General features: G+C 54.5%; 19 protein-coding genes and 3 tRNA genes. 10 read left to right on the top strand and 12 right to left on the bottom strand.

What is annotated here, in order from left to right; genetic code table 11:
* Positions 1-38: 38 nt before the first annotated feature.
* Positions 39-515 carry a ferritin-like domain-containing protein gene (locus RAL88_RS01070; protein WP_306266644.1) on the top strand — a complete coding sequence of 159 codons (477 nt, stop codon included), beginning with the start codon at positions 39-41 and terminating at the stop codon, positions 513-515.
* Positions 516-641: 126 nt separating this feature from the next.
* Positions 642-893, top strand: a complete 252-nt coding sequence (locus RAL88_RS01065) for a GlsB/YeaQ/YmgE family stress response membrane protein (RefSeq protein ID WP_306266643.1) — start codon at positions 642-644, stop codon at positions 891-893.
* A 20-nt stretch (positions 894-913) separates the two neighbouring features.
* Here RAL88_RS01065 and RAL88_RS01060 read toward each other — a convergent pair whose 3' ends face one another.
* The 3 genes from RAL88_RS01060 to RAL88_RS01050 form a co-directional block, all read right to left on the bottom strand.
* Positions 914-1,234: a hypothetical protein gene (locus tag RAL88_RS01060; RefSeq protein ID WP_306266642.1), complete on the bottom strand. Its 321-nt coding sequence runs from the start codon at positions 1,232-1,234 to the stop codon at positions 914-916.
* 66 nt (positions 1,235-1,300) lie between these two features.
* A complete protein-coding gene (locus RAL88_RS01055; RefSeq protein ID WP_306269800.1) occupies positions 1,301-2,095 on the bottom strand; it encodes an SDR family oxidoreductase in 795 nt (264 codons plus the stop codon).
* A gap of 19 nt (positions 2,096-2,114) precedes the next feature.
* Positions 2,115-2,759, bottom strand: a complete 645-nt coding sequence (locus RAL88_RS01050) for a ChrR family anti-sigma-E factor (protein WP_306266640.1) — start codon at positions 2,757-2,759, stop codon at positions 2,115-2,117.
* 346 nt (positions 2,760-3,105) lie between these two features.
* Between RAL88_RS01050 and RAL88_RS01045 the strand changes: the two genes are divergently transcribed.
* Genes RAL88_RS01045 through sseA form a run of 3 tightly spaced genes read left to right on the top strand, consistent with a single transcriptional unit; the run spans position 3,106 to position 5,725 of the window.
* Positions 3,106-4,143, top strand: a complete 1,038-nt coding sequence (locus RAL88_RS01045; RefSeq protein ID WP_306266638.1) for a cysteine synthase A — start codon at positions 3,106-3,108, stop codon at positions 4,141-4,143.
* Positions 4,140-4,877 (top strand): alanyl-tRNA editing protein, encoded by a 738-nt coding sequence (locus RAL88_RS01040; protein WP_306266637.1) that lies wholly within the window; start codon positions 4,140-4,142, stop codon positions 4,875-4,877. Before RAL88_RS01045 ends, RAL88_RS01040 begins: the two co-directional genes overlap by 4 nt.
* The gene (gene sseA / locus RAL88_RS01035) at positions 4,877-5,725 is read left to right on the top strand and encodes a 3-mercaptopyruvate sulfurtransferase (RefSeq protein WP_306266636.1); all 849 of its coding nucleotides are present in this window, start codon (positions 4,877-4,879) and stop codon (positions 5,723-5,725) included. Before RAL88_RS01040 ends, sseA begins: the two co-directional genes overlap by 1 nt.
* On the opposite strand, the gene RAL88_RS01030 is transcribed toward sseA, so the two are convergent.
* Both RAL88_RS01030 and RAL88_RS01025 read right to left on the bottom strand, forming a co-directional pair.
* Entirely contained in the window at positions 5,722-7,362 is a 1,641-nt protein-coding gene (locus tag RAL88_RS01030; RefSeq protein ID WP_306266635.1) for an acyl-CoA dehydrogenase family protein, read from the bottom strand. The genes sseA and RAL88_RS01030 overlap by 4 nt on opposite strands.
* Before the next feature lie 72 nt (positions 7,363-7,434).
* Positions 7,435-8,466, bottom strand: a complete 1,032-nt coding sequence (locus RAL88_RS01025; RefSeq protein ID WP_371932132.1) for an amino acid ABC transporter substrate-binding protein — start codon at positions 8,464-8,466, stop codon at positions 7,435-7,437.
* A 595-nt stretch (positions 8,467-9,061) separates the two neighbouring features.
* Here RAL88_RS01025 and RAL88_RS01020 point away from each other — a divergent pair.
* Entirely contained in the window at positions 9,062-9,805 is a 744-nt protein-coding gene (locus RAL88_RS01020) for a hypothetical protein (protein WP_306266633.1), read from the top strand.
* 338 nt (positions 9,806-10,143) lie between these two features.
* Here the strand turns inward: RAL88_RS01020 and RAL88_RS01015 are convergent.
* The 5 genes from RAL88_RS01015 to RAL88_RS00995 form a co-directional block, all read right to left on the bottom strand.
* Positions 10,144-10,220 (bottom strand) — tRNA-Arg (locus RAL88_RS01015).
* 18 nt (positions 10,221-10,238) lie between these two features.
* A complete protein-coding gene (locus RAL88_RS01010; RefSeq protein ID WP_306266631.1) occupies positions 10,239-10,544 on the bottom strand; it encodes an ETC complex I subunit in 306 nt (101 codons plus the stop codon).
* Positions 10,545-10,712: 168 nt separating this feature from the next.
* Positions 10,713-10,789, bottom strand: a tRNA-Pro gene (locus tag RAL88_RS01005).
* Positions 10,790-10,932: 143 nt separating this feature from the next.
* Complete coding sequence (locus RAL88_RS01000) at positions 10,933-11,451, bottom strand: DUF192 domain-containing protein (RefSeq protein WP_306266629.1); 519 nt, start codon at positions 11,449-11,451, stop codon at positions 10,933-10,935.
* 160 nt (positions 11,452-11,611) lie between these two features.
* The gene (locus RAL88_RS00995) at positions 11,612-12,241 is read right to left on the bottom strand and encodes a cold-shock protein (RefSeq protein WP_306266627.1); all 630 of its coding nucleotides are present in this window, start codon (positions 12,239-12,241) and stop codon (positions 11,612-11,614) included.
* A gap of 416 nt (positions 12,242-12,657) precedes the next feature.
* Here RAL88_RS00995 and RAL88_RS00990 point away from each other — a divergent pair, with 416 nt between their 5' ends.
* From RAL88_RS00990 to RAL88_RS00975, 4 genes are all read left to right on the top strand, one after another.
* Positions 12,658-13,077 carry a VOC family protein gene (locus RAL88_RS00990; protein WP_306266625.1) on the top strand — a complete coding sequence of 140 codons (420 nt, stop codon included), beginning with the start codon at positions 12,658-12,660 and terminating at the stop codon, positions 13,075-13,077.
* A gap of 159 nt (positions 13,078-13,236) precedes the next feature.
* Positions 13,237-13,312 (top strand) — tRNA-Glu (locus tag RAL88_RS00985).
* A 201-nt stretch (positions 13,313-13,513) separates the two neighbouring features.
* Positions 13,514-14,041, top strand: coding sequence for a hypothetical protein (locus tag RAL88_RS00980; RefSeq protein WP_306266623.1), 528 nt, complete (start codon positions 13,514-13,516; stop codon positions 14,039-14,041).
* Positions 14,042-14,464: 423 nt separating this feature from the next.
* Positions 14,465-14,800, top strand: coding sequence for a hypothetical protein (locus tag RAL88_RS00975; protein ID WP_306266621.1), 336 nt, complete (start codon positions 14,465-14,467; stop codon positions 14,798-14,800).
* Positions 14,801-14,849: 49 nt separating this feature from the next.
* On the opposite strand, the gene RAL88_RS00970 is transcribed toward RAL88_RS00975, so the two are convergent.
* Both RAL88_RS00970 and recJ read right to left on the bottom strand, forming a co-directional pair.
* Entirely contained in the window at positions 14,850-15,698 is an 849-nt protein-coding gene (locus RAL88_RS00970; RefSeq protein WP_306266620.1) for a hypothetical protein, read from the bottom strand.
* Complete coding sequence (recJ, locus tag RAL88_RS00965; RefSeq protein WP_306266619.1) at positions 15,695-17,488, bottom strand: single-stranded-DNA-specific exonuclease RecJ; 1,794 nt, start codon at positions 17,486-17,488, stop codon at positions 15,695-15,697. The genes RAL88_RS00970 and recJ overlap by 4 nt, the downstream gene beginning before the upstream one ends.
* Between the last annotated feature and the right edge of the window lie 9 nt (positions 17,489-17,497).

Raw genomic sequence — 17,497 nt, 5'->3', positions numbered from 1 at the left:
GTGAGTGATTTGAACCTAACTGCAAAAAGGACACTACAGTGAAAACTTTGAATGATGCATTTCACCACACTTTGAAAGATATCTACTACGCCGAGCAAGCGCTGACCAAAGCATTGCCTAAGGTTGCGAAAGCCACAAGCAGCGCCAAACTGAAGAAGGCTGTCGACGAGCATCTTAGTGAAACCCGCGAGCAGATTGAACTTCTGAAGAAAGTATTCTCGTCCATCGACAAGAAGCCCGAAGGAGAAAAATGCGACGCCATTGAAGGCCTTATCAAGGAAACCGAAGGCATCATTGAAGAAGCCAGTGGCGTAGCGCTTGATGCCGCATTGCTGGCCGCTGCCCAGGCTGTGGAACACTATGAAATTGCCCGCTATGGAACGCTTCGTGAATGGGCCAAAGTGCTCGGCTTTGAAGAAGCTCATGATCTGTTGACGCAGATTCTCGACATGGAAAAGGCCGCGAATGCCAAGCTGACCAGCATGGCTGTGGAAACCATCAACAAAACCAAGTAAACTGCATTGCAGAACGGGTCGAAAAAAGTGACTCGGAGCGCCGGTGATACAGAAGGTTGAGACCAAGTCTGCCTTCCTGGCGTTCCGGGCCTACTGTACCAAGTAGCGCAGAAAAGGAATTATCACGTGGGAATTATCTGGACGATCATCATCGGCTTCGTTGCCGGGGTTATAGCGAAATTCATCATGCCGGGAAAAAATGAGCCTTCCGGATTTATACTAACCACCATTCTGGGTATCGTGGGCGCTTTCTTAGCCTCTTATCTGGGTCAGTGGCTAGGATGGTACGGCCCGGAAGAGAGCGCTGGCCTGATTGGTGCCGTGGTGGGTGCAATCATCGTGCTGGCCATCTGGGGTATGATAGCCAAGAGAAGCTGATTGACTGATATTTTCGCTGTCTAGAGCTTTGAGTTGCGCAGAGCCGCACGGGTTAACCGCTTGACATTGCTGGCGGTTTTCTTTCTGACCGGAGCCAAAGCGGCTGCGGCAATCTGATCTGGTCGTGCACCGGACGATGCAGCGATCAGTGCTTTTGCCGCGGATTGAGTGAAGGCTGCATTCTTTTCGCTGACCATGCGTGCAGTTTCGTTCGGCTGCATGTGCCACAATCCAGACATTCCAGCGAGGCGCAGAGCAACAACATACTGCGCTTCGCTGATCATGCGCCAACTGTCAAAGCCAAGTTTCCATGCGTCTGCAGGATTGGTATGTCGTGCCATAATAGATCTCCAGGGCTGCTGACATTGCGGGACGCTACGGTGCCGATCAATTTTTTCAGCGTGAAATTATGTCGATCTGGACTTCCAACCTGTCGCGCGATTCAGAAGCCAGAAATAAAGCGGGTATGGCAGCAAATTCAAGAATTTCAGGCCATAGGTAAATCGTTTTGGAAAGCTGATCTCGAAGCGTCCGGATTTCAGGCCCCTCACAAACCGATCGGCGGCATCTTCGACCTCCATGAGAAACGGCATTGGAAATGGATTGGACTGGGTGGCCGGTGTGTCAACAAATCCGGGATGCACGATCTGGATATGAATGTTGAGCAAATCAAGATCGAATTTCAGGCTCTCGGCCATATTTGTAAGGCCGGCTTTGGTGGCTCCATAGGCAGCAGATGTCGGCAATCCGCCAAATCCGGCGACCGAGGACGTAATGGCAATCTGGCCCCGTTTCCTGGCCCGCATGTGGTCAAGGCAGGGCACAAGACAATTGGTCACTCCATTGAGATTGACCGCAAAACTCTTGTCAAAATCTTCAACTTTCAATTCGTTCGCCCTTAGTGGCAGATAAATGCCGGCATTCAGGATCAGCAGAGCTATGCCACCATGGTTCGCAATCAGGCTGTCAGCAAGCTTTGCCATTGCCGCCTGGTCCGTGACGTCACCGCTTGCGGGTACAACCCGTCCGGGCATGGCGGAACATTCAGCGGCGAGCGTTTCCAAATCATCAGCGCTGCGGGCTGTGGCTGCAACTGTCCAGCCGGCAGCAGCGAGCCGTTTTGCCACATGATAGCCAAGACCGCTGCTGGCCCCCGTTATCCAGGCGATTCCGTCAGATGGTATAGCCTGATAGGGTGGCATGCGGCCTCGCTGCAACGATTTAAGTCCGCAGGAACGGCGATATGAACCGGCCCAGCGGTCCGGTTAGCCTGATTGGAGCGTCGGTGACTGAAAAGCAGATACATTCCTCGTCGTCATCGGCGACCGGACGATGAGAGACGGTTCCATCTGCCACCGAAATTTGTCCTTTAACGTAATGACCCGTCTCGTCACTGAAGCCACCCTGCAGCACGAGCGTCATCTCGATACCTTCATGGGTATGAAGCGGAACGCCCTTCCCGGCCGGAAAGCGGTAAAGCGACGCCTTGCAGCCATCGATTTCACCGAGTTTGACCTCATCGATACCGGCAAAGCGGTTTCGTTTCCAGGAAACCTGAGAAAGCGGCATGCCAATAAAACGCTGCAGCATGTCAGGCGTCGGATATTTCTCACTCGCCTCAACGAACGGCCTCCCCTCTCTGGAAGAAGCCATGATACGTTCAAGCATGGCATTGCGGTCTGCAAGCGGCTCCGGGTCGATCCCGGACAGCTCGATTCCGGCTAAAGCTTCCAGATTTGCAACCCAACCGCGGTTTGATGCGTTCATTTCAAGATGGGACGCCAACAACACCTGTAGCGGCGTCGGCAACGTTCCTGAAACAAACTCCGCCACCAGAGCGTCAATGGCATCGGCCTGTTCAAGCATGTTCAACCAATCCTAAGGCTGTATCAGGCAAACCTGAATTGTCTGCCGGCATAGCAACCATATACTTGTATTTTTCTAATGTTACGTTGTCTTCGGTGCGCTGGATCACCGGGAGTTGGAAAAGTGTTTTTCAGCCCTCTACCTATGGAAAACGGAAGTCAATCCTGCCAATGCAGAAATATGGTCACTGATCGGGAAAGCTGCTGTTTGCCTGTCACACTGTGCTAGGCTATTTATATTCCAAGGAATGCACAAAAAACGGAATAGCCTTCCTGAACTCAGCATTGTTCCAATCCGGCAAAAGCGCGATATACATACCTCCTGCCATAAAAGAAGAATTTATCCTGTGTATAAAACCGTCCTAGAAGCCATTGGTAATACGCCACTTATCCGACTTAACAAAGTATCAGATGCAACCGGATGCGAGATTCTGGGAAAAGCAGAATTCCTCAATCCGGGTCAATCAGTCAAGGACAGGGCTGCGCTTTATATAATTCGCGACGCGGTAGCAAGCGGTGCGCTGAAACCCGGAGGCACAGTGGTCGAGGGAACGGCCGGCAATACCGGAATCGGCGTTTCCATGGTTGCCAATGCGATGGGCTTCAGATCTGTGATCGTTATCCCTGAAACCCAGTCGGAAGAAAAAAAGGATATGCTGCGGCTGATGGGTGCCGAGCTTATTCAGGTGCCGGCTGTGCCGTACAAGAATCCGAACAATTATGTCAAAGTATCCGGCCGCCTGGCCGATCAGATTGCCGCATCGGATCCCAAGGGGGCGGTGTGGGCCAATCAGTTCGACAATGTTGCCAACAGGCAGGCGCATATCGAAACCACCGGACCGGAAATCTGGCAACAGACCAATGGCAAGGTGGATGGCTTTATATGCTCGGTTGGCTCGGGCGGAACTCTTGCCGGAGTGGGCATGGCGCTGAAGGCAAAAAACCCTGCAGTGAGGATCGGCCTGGCTGATCCGTTCGGGTCGGCGCTGTTCAAATATTACACCAGCGGCGAATTCGGAGCGAGCGGTTCCTCCATCACCGAGGGGATCGGTCAGGGCCGCGAGACCGCCAATCTGGTAGGTGCTCCAATTGATGTGGCATATCAGATTTCCGACACGGATGCGCTTGATCATGTGTTCTATCTGGTCGAGCATGAAGGGCTGGTTCTGGGCGGTTCTTCCGGCATCAATATCGAAGGCGCAGTGCGCATGGCCAGGGAACTGGGTCCTGGCCATACAATCGTGACTGTGTTGTGCGATTATGGAAACCGCTATCAGTCGAAACTGTTCAATCCGGAGTTTCTGCGCTCCAAGGATCTGCCGGTTCCAGGCTGGCTGGAAAAGCGGACCACACTGGAAATCCCGTTCGAAGATGTACCTGCATGAGCCGCGTGTTCAGGAAACTTTTTCTCGAAGATGCCTATTTGACGGAAACAGCCGCGAAGGTTGTTGAAATAAATGATCGCGGCGGGATTATTCTCGACCAAACCATATTTTACGGAACCAGCGGCGGTCAGCCAGGCGACACGGGCAAGCTACAGCGGGCTAACGGCAGCGTTATCGAGATTGCCACCACCGTTTGCGGGCAAAACAAAGAAGAATTGATTCTGGTTCCCGCCTCGCCGGACAACCTGCCGGAAATCGGCGAGAGCGTGACCGCCGAACTGGATTGGGACCGCCGCCATCGGCTGATGCGGATGCACACAGCACTGCATTTGTTGTGTGCATCGGTACCGTTTCCGGTGACTGGAGGCCAGATCGGCACCACAGAAAGCCGTCTGGATTTTGACATGCCGGAAAGTATGGACCGGGAAGCTCTGACGCTGCGGCTGAACACGCTTGTGGCAGAGAACCATCCGGTGTCCCAGCGCTGGATCGACGATGCAGAGCTTGAAGCACAGCCGGAACTGATCCGCACCATGTCGGTCAAACCGCCAATGGGCAGCGGCAAAGTGCGTTTGGTTTCGATTGGCGAAAATGACGAGATTGATCTGCAGCCCTGTGGCGGAACCCATGTGCGCGCGACCGGTGAGATCGGAGCTCTTGAGGTTTACAAGATTGAGAACAAGGGCAAACAGAACCGACGCATTCGCGTGCGGTTGGCGGAAGGAGCGGTCTGATGCGCAAATCGAAAAATCTGGTTTCCGCCAAGTGGCTGCGCGATCATCTGGCTGATGCTGATTTAAAGATCATTGACGGCTCGTGGTATCTGCCGCAGCAGAACCGGGACGCGATTGCAGAATATACTGCCGGCCACATTCCAGGTGCGGTGTTCTTTGATGTGGATGCAAATTCAGATCAGACCAGTGATCTGCCGCATATGATGCCGGCTGCAGAGGTTTTTGCAGAGGCGGCGGCTTCGCTGGGTATTTCCAATCCCGACACTGTGGTGATTTATGATGGTGCCGGGCTGATGTCCGCGGCGCGCATATGGTGGATGTTCCGCGCCTTTGGTCATGAAAAAGTGTTTGTTCTGGATGGCGGCCTGCCCGCTTGGAAGAGTGTTGCTGGCCCTCTGCAAAAAGGTGCTGTCGAAGCACTAATCGCAAATTATCGAGCCACTCTGGATGACAGCATGATCGCCGACTGGCAGGAAGTTATGCGGGTGGCGGAACACCAGGATCATCAGGTGTTGGATGCCCGCAGCGCCGAGCGCTTCAAAGGACTTGCGCCGGAACCGCGAGCGGGCGTCAAAAGCGGTCGCATGCCGGGGGCAAAAAATCTGCCGTTCCAAAAGCTGCTCACGGAGGATGGCATTTTCAAGTCAGACACCGAATTGCAACGGGCGTTTGAAGAAGCTGGGATTGATCTGACACAACCGGTCATTACCACCTGCGGTTCCGGCGTCACCGCCGCCATCCTGTCCCTGGGATTGAGCGAGTTGGGCCACAGCAACAACAAACTCTATGACGGGTCCTGGGCGGAATGGGGCTGGCGCCCGGAAACCGCCGGGAAAATCATCAGTTAGTCTCCACCCTGACCAGCCGGGGCCATTCGCGACAAAATACTGTCGACATCCAAATTGGCGACGGTGCCGGGAATGCGCCCCCTGTCGGCCGAAACGCGGGTTGCGACGAAGCCGCCGGCGATGGCATCTGGCGCGTGACGGATCAGGATTGACGCAGTCAGAAGGAGCGCCGTCCGCTCCACGAACCAGCGGGCTTCAACCTCCGGCGGAATGGAAGGCCAGCGCGCACGATGTTGCTTCAGTGCTGAATCGTAGCGTCTGCTCAGCCCCGTGGCCGCATCCAGTTCTGTTGCCAGAACTTCTACAGCAAGTGGTTCTTTCTCCAGAGTTCTGAGCGCATCCAGGCAGATGACGTTGCCCGAGCCTTCCCATATGCCGTTGAGCGGGGCTTCGCGGTACAGCATCGGAAGCGGTGTGTCCTCGACATAACCCATGCCGCCCAGAACCTCCATCGCTTCGCAGATAACAATCGGGCAGAGCTTGTTGGCCATGAACTTTGACAGCGCGACCCCTATTCTGGCAAAGGCGCGGTCCTGTTCAGTGGTTCCGTCAAAGGCGCTGGCGACATGCATTGCGAGCGCCAATGTGCCTTCCCAGTCAAGTGTCAAATCTGCCAGAACCGTGCGCATAAGTGGCTGGTCAATCAGGCGTTTCTGGAATGCGGTGCGATGCTGGGTCCAATGATGCGCTTCAGACAGGGCCGCCCGCATCAGCCCTGCCGGCGCGATTGATGTATCAAGCCGGGTGTGATGAACCATTTCCAGGATTGTGCGCACGCCCTGCCCCGGGTCACCGATCTGATAGGCAAGCGCGCGATCATATTCAATCTCGGCGGAAGCGTTCGAGCGGTTGCCGAGTTTGTCCTTCAGCCTCAGGATACGGATGCGGTTGCGCTCCCCCTGCAGCCAGCGCGGCACCAGAAAACAGGTCAGTCTCCCGGAAATCTTTGCCAGCGTCAGAAACCCGTCGGACATCGGCGCGGAACAGAACCATTTGTGTCCTGTCAGCCGCCAGACTTCGCCATCGGGCTCGGCGCGGGTTGTGTTGGTCCGAACATCGGACCCGCCCTGTTTCTCGGTCATGGCCATGCCAAGGGTCACGGCCTGTTTTTCGGCGACAGGCCGGATAGAGGGATCGTACTGCCGTGCCAGAAGTTTCGAACGCCAATCGTCTGAAAGCTGATCCGCTGTGGAAATCACCGGAATGGACGCATAGCTCATCGTCAGCGGGCAACAATGTCCCGGCTCCACCTGGCTGGCAAGATACACCATTGCGGCATGGGTCGCATGGGCACCGGGGCCGCCTTCCCAGGCGACTGCGGAATAGCCTGCTGCAGCCGAGATTTCCATGAACTGATGGTAGGCAGGGTGAAATCGAACTTCATCAAGGCGCCGTCCGCCGCTGTCGAACAGGTGCAATTCAGGAGCGTACCGGTTGGCATCGCGCGCAGCGTCTCGCATTTTGGCCTGGCCAAGCGCACCGCCATAAAGGTCGAGCACCTTGTGCTGCGCATTTGCCTGCGCTGCAACTTCGCGCAGGGGTTCGTCGTCCTGCCAAAGGTTGCGATCGCCGCGACCGGGCGGCTGGTTGTAAACGTCATGGGTTCCAAGATCCGAACCCGGATTGCAATCTACCATGTGAACCTCACTGGTCGAGTGGCACCGGAGTTGCAGCGGGACTACGGTCGCCTGCCGGAATATCCATTCCGTTCAACGCAGAGGCGGAGCGTACATCAGGCCACCATCGGACCACAATGCATTGATGCCACGGGCAATACCAATCGGAGTATCCGGGCCCACATTACGCTCGAAGATTTCACCATAATTGCCAACCGCCCTGATAGCTTTGACGGCAAAATCGTTTTCAAGACCAATCATTTCGCCGAACCCACCAGCTGTCCCAAGGATTCGGGCAATTGCAGGGTTATCCGACCCCATCAAGTCATCGATGTTTTCGCTTGTAACACCCAATTCTTCTGCATTGACCAATGCAAAGATAACCCATTTGCTGAGGTTGAACCAGGCATTGTCGCCTTCCCGGACGACCGGGCCGAGGGGCTCCTTGGAAATGATTTCCGGGAGAACAATGTGGTCATCCGGATTATCAAGCTTCAGGCGCTGTGCATAGAGGCCCGAGGCATCGCTGGTATAAACCTGGCAGCGGCCGGAATCATAGGCGGCGACAACGTCATCAGCCTTGTCAAACGCAATGATCTCCAGCTCCATGTTGTTGGCACGGAAATAGTCCGAAACGTTCAATTCTGTTGTTGTGTTTGAATTGGTGCAGACGGATGCGCCGGACAATTCAAGAGCCGAAGACACTCCGATTTCCTTGGGAACCATGAAACCTTGTCCATCATAGTAGGTCACGGTGACGAAAGACAGGCCCAGGCTGGCGTCGAGTGTCATGGTCCATGTCGTATTACGGGACAGAATATCGACCTTACCGGACTGAAGCGCTGCGAAACGTTCATTTGCGGCCAGCGGAGTGAATTTCACCAAATTGCCATCGCCGAAGATCGCTGCGGCAATTGCGCGGCATATATCCACGTCCAGACCTGCCCACTTGCCCACATCATTGGGGTTTGAGAATCCTGGAAGGCCTTCGCTCACTCCACATTGCACAAAGCCTTTGGCCTTGACGTCATCAAGTGTGGAAGACCCATGAGAAGCAGCGAAAGATAAGGTTCCAGATATAGTCATTGCCACGCCCACAGCGAGCGACAGAAGTGCCTGTTTCACTTTTCAGCCTTTTTGCTACCTGCATTAGGTTTGTAAAGATGGATGCCGCCTCACTACTATGAGATCAGGCAGGGAACAAGGTGCAACCGGCCTGATAATCGCTGCAGCTCGGAACGGAGTATATACTCCTGCTGGCCCTCCCCGGTTGCTGCGACAATAAATGCCGCTTCGAACGCCAAGGTCAAGTTCATCGAACGGCAATTTAACTTTCGGGTCAAGTCCGCCGACCCGATTGTGGCAATCTGCTATCGCGAAATTTGAATGGGTCTGGATCAAGTGGCTGCGAGAAGCTGGAATTTACCTGTTTATCCAACCTGAGGTCCGCAGGGTGGTCCAAAAACTACCTTAAATTCAGATACTTTGCGTAATCAGGGCGCAAGCCAGTGAGCGTCTGCCACTGCGCCGGAATTCCAGGTGAAGAGTGTCCGGCGATGCCCTTGCGGTGCAAGATATAACCATTCAAGCCGGTCATAGCGGGTTTCCAGCACACAAAAATTTAGGGGGTGTCCGCATATCGTGTTGGCCTGCTATGCGGACAAAGCGGACCCTCTCTTTCCGTCTGTTAAATGCTGAGAATCTGCGGCAAGCTGAAACTATGATCAGATTTCTATTTCACGTCTTCATCTTCGTTTCGCTGACCATCATTTCGCAAGTCGGCGGGGTGGCTTGGCTGATGGCGTTGTGTTTCAAGCAGAGAGCCGTTGTTTTCGCAGCCACCTATGTCACACTATCAGTGACGGCCCTCTGGCTTGCGCCGGTGATAGGACGTGAACCAATCCCATGCATCTCTGGCGAGATGCTCCAGATGCAGTCTAAACTGTATTGTGCTCTAAACAGGCAATATGTTATTCCTGAGCTTCATGAAGTTTTGATCGACTTTGCCTCCCGAATGGAGAGCGAATACCCCGGAACAGTAACGCGTGTCCTCGATGCCAACTTTCCTTATTTTTCTGGCTTTCCCTTGCTTCCTCATCTTTCACATGATGATGGGAGGAAAGCCGATCTTGCTTTTTACTACGAGAGCAACAAGGGGTATTTGCCCGGTGTATCTAAGTCGCCTGTTGGCTATTTCGCATTCGAGGACGGGCCAACCGATTGCCCCAATAATACGATCACGTTGCGGTGGAATGTGGCCTGGCTACAAGGCCTTTGGCCTGATTACCGACTTGAACCCTCGCGGATGAAAAAAGCCCTGCAACTGCTTGGCGCGGACGATCGCGTGGAAAAAGTCTTCATCGAACCGCATCTGAGAGAAAGGTTCGGCGCTAAAAGCCAAAAGATCAGATTTCAAGGCTGTCGCGCTGCGCGCCACGATGATCATATCCACGTCCAATTATAGCACCACTTGTAATTAACTCTTGGCTCGGAGCGGACATCTCTGTTGTTCGCCATGCTGTGTCTATGATGACCAGACAATCTCCGCTGGCCGCAGTCCAGCAAGCCGCACCTCCAGCCAGCGGATGTAGCCGTCGAGGTTCTTTATGGCAGGGCCACAGAATGGCTTGATAAACCTGTTGTAGCGGGCGTGGAGCGAGTTTACATTCTGGATGTGATAGCAGCCCGCCGCGACCCGCGTTCCGGGCTTACTGCCGACGACGAAGTGCTCAATGCCACCTGTCGACGCGAGATTTGCGTAGCCGTTGCCGCTCCGGGTCGGACATCGGACAATTGAGAGGATGGTGACCCCGGTAGGACTCGAACCTACGACCTGCGGATTAGAAGTCCGCTGCTCTATCCAGCTGAGCTACGGGGCCTGTCAGATGCCGGAAACGCTAATGCGTCCACGCCTGTTTGCGATCGAATCTGAAATTCTCCGAATAGGAGGTCGCACGAACCTTGCGCTGTTTTTGGTTGGCAAGCTGATAGGGAATGCCATTTCGCTCGGCATAGGCGACAGCTTCTTCTGGGCTTGAGAAATTCAGCCTGATCTGCTGCTTCATGTCTGACGAAGAGGTGTAGCCCATCAGAGGTTCGATTTTACGCGGCGTTTCCCGCGCATATTCAAGAATCCAGTCGTCGCTTTTGCCACGCCCTGACTGCATCGGATTCTTGGTGGGTTGATATATGCGTGCGACCATATTGAACTCTTGGGTTTCAAACTGTTTTTTGCAGATAGTCTGGCCCTTTAATTACAGGTAGCAGGCACGATGTGGCAAGGGCGGATTCCAGCTTTGGCGGTGTTGCCGCCACACCACCGGAGTGGATCAGTCCTCTCCGTCGCAAAGTCGAACTGTGTGTCTGAAAAGTGGTCGGGGCAGAAAGATTCGAACTCTCGACCCCTGGTTCCCAAAACCAGTGCTCTACCAGGCTGAGCTATACCCCGTACCAATATCTGCAGCGGTTTTTTGCTCCAGAGACACGCCTCATACACGGACAATCTGGCTGGGACAAGACCACATTTCGGGAAAATTCAAAAAGCTTGTAACGAAGGCCGGAAAACGCGCGCAACATGCCCCTCCGGCGGAATCAATTCCGAGGCGTATTTTTCTCTATCAGCGGGTGCAGCACCTTGTCGCCGGCACGAATTCCCCTGGCATCCGCCTCCCCGGCGTTGATTTCCAGCACATAGCGGACAGGTTGCCCTGATGAAATGATATCAGTCGAAAATGGTGTCGTGTTTGGGGCAACACGCACCACCTGACCACTGCGGTCGATAAACACCATGTCGAGTGAAAGTGGTGTATTGCGCATCCACATGGTTACATTCCGGTCTTCTTCAAAGTCAAAAAGCATGCCCTGATCTTGCGGCAGCTCGACACGAAACATCAGGCCGACCTCACGCTCTGTCGGTTCATCCGCGATCTCGACAATAAAGCGCTCGGTTTCAGTTTTCGTTTCAATCGACAAATAAACCGGACTGGGCACAATCGATTGCGCCTGCTGAGCCCAGAGGGAATTTGGCAAACCCAGCAGAAAGACAGCTAAAACGAGGGGCCTTAAATGGCTGATCAAAGAGGTTCCGGCGCGACAGGAAAATATGGTCATGGCCCAACTTGCCTTTTTTCTTGATTGATCTGCCAGACTACGCTGCCCCTGCGGGTTTACCTGACAAGCTGTTTTGTTGCTGTTGCAGAGAGGGATACTGTCCAGAGATTCCGGCAAAACAGAGGCCGCTAAGCAGCAATCCAGATGGGGTGCAGGCTTGTTAGTGAGAGACCGGCTGGCCCGGACCTTCGGCCGGGCGCACTTCTGCACACATCAGCCCTTTCGGGCCTTTGCCGTAACGGACCAGCACCTTTTGGCCCGGCCGCAATTCGGTCAGTCCAAACTGCCGCAAGGTTTCCATATGGATGAATATATCCGGTGCGGTTTCGCTTTCAGTGACAAACCCGAATCCCTTGGTTCTGTTGAACCATTTTACGGTGACCAGAACCATTTCGCTTTCCGGTGCAACCTGGGTGTGGGTGCGGGTCGCCTCTCCGGGAGTGGGTTGCAGTGCTGTGCTGTCGTCCATCGACAACACTCTGAAAGCCTGAAGCCCCTTGCTCTGCCGGGTTACTTCGCAAACAACACGGGCACCTTCCAATGCGGTGAGAAAGCCGTCGCGGCGCAAAGTGGTGACATGCAGGAGAATGTCGTGGGTGCCATCATCAGGGACGACAAAGCCGTATCCCTTTGAGACGTCGAACCATTTTATGGCTCCGGCGATAACCTGCAAATCGACCGGAATGTCGGGATTTGTCCGGCCGTCGCGTTCGAGCGCACCATCGGCTTGTCTCGTCTCGCCGGCACCTGTTGGCGCAGCACCTGAATCGTCTGGCTGTTTGGAACTCATAGAACTGCCCTCTCGACCAAGCGATCGTTTGCCTATCCCCCCCAAGCAGTGCCATTCGCTGCAACGTCAAAGCGAGTCATCAAACGCCGGTGACAAAACAGAATCACCGTCAACCTCGTTACTATAGATGCCATGTGATTTTTGCTTATGCAACAAGATCGCACTTCATCCCCCCCGGAAAATCCGCGCACAACAGGTGATTACCCTCATTATGACGGCTCTGTTTCACCCAGTCATCTGGCCGAATACCAAAAATCTGTCTCGGACTTTTGCGGAAGATCGCTGGAGGCAACTTCAGAAAAACAGTGCTTCAATCTGTGGCAACATGCCCTATGTTGTGTCCATCGGCATTTTTCAAAGCCGTGTACCACAAAGCCAGCGCTTTTTTTTCCACCGCAACCTCCCAGGAGCTTTTCATGAAATATCTTCACACCATGGTCCGTGTGACAAATGTGCAAGCATCGTTGAAATTCTATTGCGAAGGACTTGGGTTACAGGAGACCCGCCGCATCGAGAATGAGAAGGGGCGTTTCACGCTGATTTTTCTGGCAGCACAAGGCGATGAAAAGGCGCAGGTGGAATTGACCTATAATTGGGACCCTGAAGATTATGATGAAGGCCGCAATTTTGGCCATCTGGCGTACCGGGTCGATGATATATACAAACTTTGCCAGAAGTTGATGGACATGGGGATTGTCATCAACCGTCCGCCGCGGGACGGCCACATGGCATTCGTGCGCTCGCCAGACAATATTTCAATCGAATTGCTGCAGGAAGGTGACCCGCTGCCAGCGCAGGAACCGTGGGCATCAATGCCCAATACCGGACACTGGTAACAGCCAGTTGCGGCCATCCAACCGCAGCCATACGAGGACAACAAGCGGTCACCGTTTCCATGGTGCCGGATTGCCTTGATAGCCGGTTTAAAAAAACCGGGTGCGGGAAATTAAGAGGGTTGCTCCCCTCAAGAATCCTCTCTATAAGCCACTCCCGAAGCGCCCTTCGTCTAGCGGTCTAGGACGCCGCCCTTTCACGGCGGAAACACGGGTTCGAGTCCCGTAGGGCGTGCCACTGCAAAGTGGCACGCAACCCGTAGTGTAAGAGCACACTTTAGCTGGCTTGTTGAAGAGCTGGCTTGTTCAAGCTGGTAGCTGGCTTATTCAAGCTGGCCTGCTCTAATCCTTGCCCTTCAATTATTCAATGTGCTGCAGAAGCTGGACAGTTGTCAGTTTCAACACGACTGCCCTGTCGGGAACCTTTCCGGTCCTTGGAATGATTTCCTTAGCCGGCTTGACCGCAACAATCGCCATGAAGCAGCGGCGCGCGGATACGGTTGATGTTGCGAATTTCGCACAGAGCTATATATATATGCACCACTGGTTGCAAAAGGATGTGAATTCGACACAGCTGCTTATGGATTTGACTTGGATCTTTGATGGGCTCGACAAACCGGGCAAAACGCGCAGCGGCCTTGCTCAGGCGCTTGGACGTGACGTGTCGGTTGTCAGCAAGATTCTTTCTGGAAAACGCCGCCTCGCAGTTGAGGATGAAGAAATCATCAGAACCTATCTCGAGGTCCCCTACGGTGGCAGCCGCCGCAATGGCATCTCCTCTCGCGTGGTCTACAATGTCGCCTTCCATATTATCAAGGACAAGCGTATTCAGGAAAACGGCCCCAAGGAATTTGCCGATCTGTTCCTGGAATTGTGTCACTATCTGCAGGAAGAGGATGACGCGCCGATTGAAAAAATTGTTTCATTCGAGGCGCAACGCCGTGCACGTCGCAGTTCCGCTCCCTGACTTTCAAACGATGACGTGTTGGCTGCAGTGGCAGACTGATTTTCAATCCAGGCAACCTGGTTTCCCTGAAAGCGCGGCACATCCGGGTCCGACCGTTGCATGCTGAGCCTACCAACTGTTTCCGCCTTGCCGCAGCGGATGGTACAACTGCGAGACCCCTTCACCGATTGACGCCATCCAGTCCTTCCATTGCGTCACGCAATATGGTTCATTGCGCGGGGCAGTTCACAAGATTGACAAAAGCCATAGTGTTCGCGGCATTAACCTGCATGGCTGCAGGCGATGTCCGTCACCTGATCGCAGGCTTCTGGCATGACTTGAATGCATTTCGACGGTGCCTCTTTTGTATATGGAATAGGGCTGACGCGGCACAGAAAGTCGTTTCAGCCGGATAATTGGAAAGTTTCGATTTTGACGGGAGATATGCTCGATTTCGAGCTACAGCAGCGGTTAAAGCAGCATAAGGCAGATATTGATCAGGAACGCCGCGGACGCGCCACGCTGATCGTAGTGTCACTGCTGGCGGGGATTTTGATCGGGGTGACAGGAGGATATGTCTATCGCTCGGTTAAAATCCCGTCTTACGAGACCGAGTTGAACCTGATGATCGTTCTGGCGGCCGAGAGCCAGAATCTGGATCCGGCCGCGACACTGAGGGCTGTCGAGCAGGAAATCGGAAAACCGGTTTCGGATTTTTCACAGTCCGATATTGTGGAAGCCTTCAAATATCTGGTTCGCAACACCAAACGCGACGAGTGAGGCGTTTCCTCGTCAACTATTGCCTGTCAGATTTCATCGCACGGTCAGTCTATTGACCGGGAAGCAGTTCCGCACTCAGCGTGACAACTCCGGCATGAATATTTTTGGTCCAGGTCACAAGTGATTTGCTGCCGTTGACATCGATCAGCTCCAGTCCGGTAGCAGAATGCGAGTTCCGAATTCGGCTGATCAGATCGGCAGGAAACGTCAATCCGGACGGCCTGCTGACCAGAATGTCCATGTCCCGGGTCATAACTGCTGAAACGCAAAGGGCGCAGTCGCTGTCCTCCGGGAGCAATGTCTCCGGACCGAGTATACCGACAATGACGCCGGTGGCATTTCCCTCCACGTCGAACTGACCGCGCGTAAGCGGGATAAAAGGAATACCACTTTGCCGGCCGGCCACCGGCGCATTGATCCGCAGATCGCCTGTGCCCTGGCGCACCGCCTCCCGGACATAAATCCGGTCTCCAAGATTGAAGTCGGGTGCTGGAAGGTTGTAGCTGTCATGCAGGAGAGAGCCGTCCGGTCCGATGGCCAGGATGGAACGCAGTCCGGCAGCCACTCGCTGATATCTTTTCATGCGCGAATGGGCAATTTCCGGGGAGACATCAGGATTGGCGCTGAGGAAATCGCCTACCGCCATCAGAACCAGATCATTTTGCTTCAAATGACTGTCGACCTGTTTGGTCAGGAAGGCGCCTTTCAATTGTACTCGTGTTCGGACCAGTTCGTTGACACCGGTATCTATGCGGGGTTCAGGGTCCATGGCGGACACGGCACCAGGTTCAGCGAGGAACAAACCGCCAGCCATCAAACTCAGTACAATCAACTTCAGGTGTTTCATTGCAAGCGTGCCTTCCAGCCTGTTACACGTCCAGCCAATCTGGCGTTTCATCTACGCTGTCCCGGCCGGGCCAGATCGAGAATGCGAAACTGCACACTTGGCCGGCCGCCCCAATGATCCAATGAAAACGTGCCCGCCAGGTGAAATGTGCCGTCACGTTGCTTTAGCATAGCCTGGCCGATGGGACCATCGGCCGCCCTGAAAGCTATGGCGTTGATGCGTGTTCCCTGTCCTGACGAAATACTGGCGCGAACATGGCCGGAACCGACGATTTTAGCTGGTCCGATGTAATGCGCAGGCATTGCAAAGACCGGTTGTGAATGCGCAGAACCATAGGGTCCCGCTCGTTCTACCAGTTCCATAAAATCGAGGGTTGCGCCATTGGCGGTAATTGCTCCGTCGATCCGCAACTGATTTTGTCCCCTTGCCGCTTCGGCAGCGCCAGCCAGATGTTCTTCCAGATATTCACGAAAATGACCGAGCCTGGCGCGTTCAATGGTTAAACCGGCAGCCATCGAATGCCCACCACCCTTGACCAGAATCCCTGCATCAACTGCACCTCTGACGGCAGCTCCGACATCGACCCCCGGAACCGAGCGGGCCGAACCCGTGCCAATGCCATTGGGATTGTAGGAAATTGCGAATGCCGGACGCTGGAAGCGTTCTTTGAGCCGTGCTGCCAATAAACCGACAATGCCCGGATGCCAGTCCTCCTGACCGGTGATCAGCACCGCAGGCCCCGGCCCTTCCCCGATGTCCCGTTCAGCTTCGGCAATTGCTTCTGCCAGCATGTCGGTCTCAATCGCCTGTCTCTGCTTGTTCAACTCATCCAGTTGCTCAGCGATGGTTTCTGCGGCAACGGGATCATCCAGAGACAACAATCTAGCGCCCAGAGATGCATCTCCAATTCGTCCGCCGGCATTGATCCTCGGGCCGATAAGAAAACCCAGATGATAGGAATTTGCCGGTCCGGTGAGCCGGGCCGTCTTCATCAACGCATGAAGCCCTGCATTGCGACCGTGACGAATGGCAACCAGACCCTTTGTGATATAGGCCCGATTAAGACCTTTCAGCGGTACCACATCGCACACCGTGCCAAGCGCCACCAGATCAAGCCACGCCAGGAGATCGCAGTTCCCTGCGGCGGGGTGGTTGGCGGAGCGCAACTTTGCAAGAGTGGCGACAAGTGTCAGAAACACGACTCCGACGGCTGCCAAATGGCCCTGACCCGACAGATCGTCCTGCCGGTTCGGATTGACCAGTGCGACGGCCTGCGGCAATTCCTCGCCAAGCTGGTGATGATCCAGAATGACGACATCGCAATCGCGTCTTGCGGCATGTTCCAGAGCCTCGAAACTGGAAGAGCCGCAGTCAACTGTGACAATCAGTTGCGCGCCGGCATCAATCAGACTGTCGATGGCCGGGCCATTGGGGCCATATCCTTCAAAAATGCGGTCCGGGATGTAAATCTCCGCCAAGACGCCAAAATGACGCATAAAACGGAACAACAGCGCCGAACTGGTCGCACCATCCACATCATAGTCGCCAAAAATAGCAATTTTCTGCTGCTTTGCCACAGCCTCTGCAAGGCGTTCTGCCGCTGTGTCCATGTCGGTCAGTGTATTGGGATCCGGCATCAGATCACGCAGCGAGGGCGTCAGAAACTGTGCAGCCTCGTCTATGTCGACGCCGCGGGCGGCCAGTACGCGGCCCAACAGTTCCGGCAGTTGATGGCGTTGGGCAATGGCCGTCGCAATCGCCTGTGTCTTGGCGTCAAGACTTTCGACCCAGGCGCGGCCGGTCAGGGATTTTTCAACTCCAAGAAAATGGCGCTGCTGCAAATGCAACTC

The sequence above is a fragment of the Pararhizobium sp. IMCC3301 genome (genome assembly GCF_030758315.1).
GTDB lineage: Bacteria > Pseudomonadota > Alphaproteobacteria > Rhizobiales.
The sequence above is the reverse complement of the archived record's forward strand: the minus strand, read 5'-3'. Positions and strand labels throughout refer to the sequence as shown.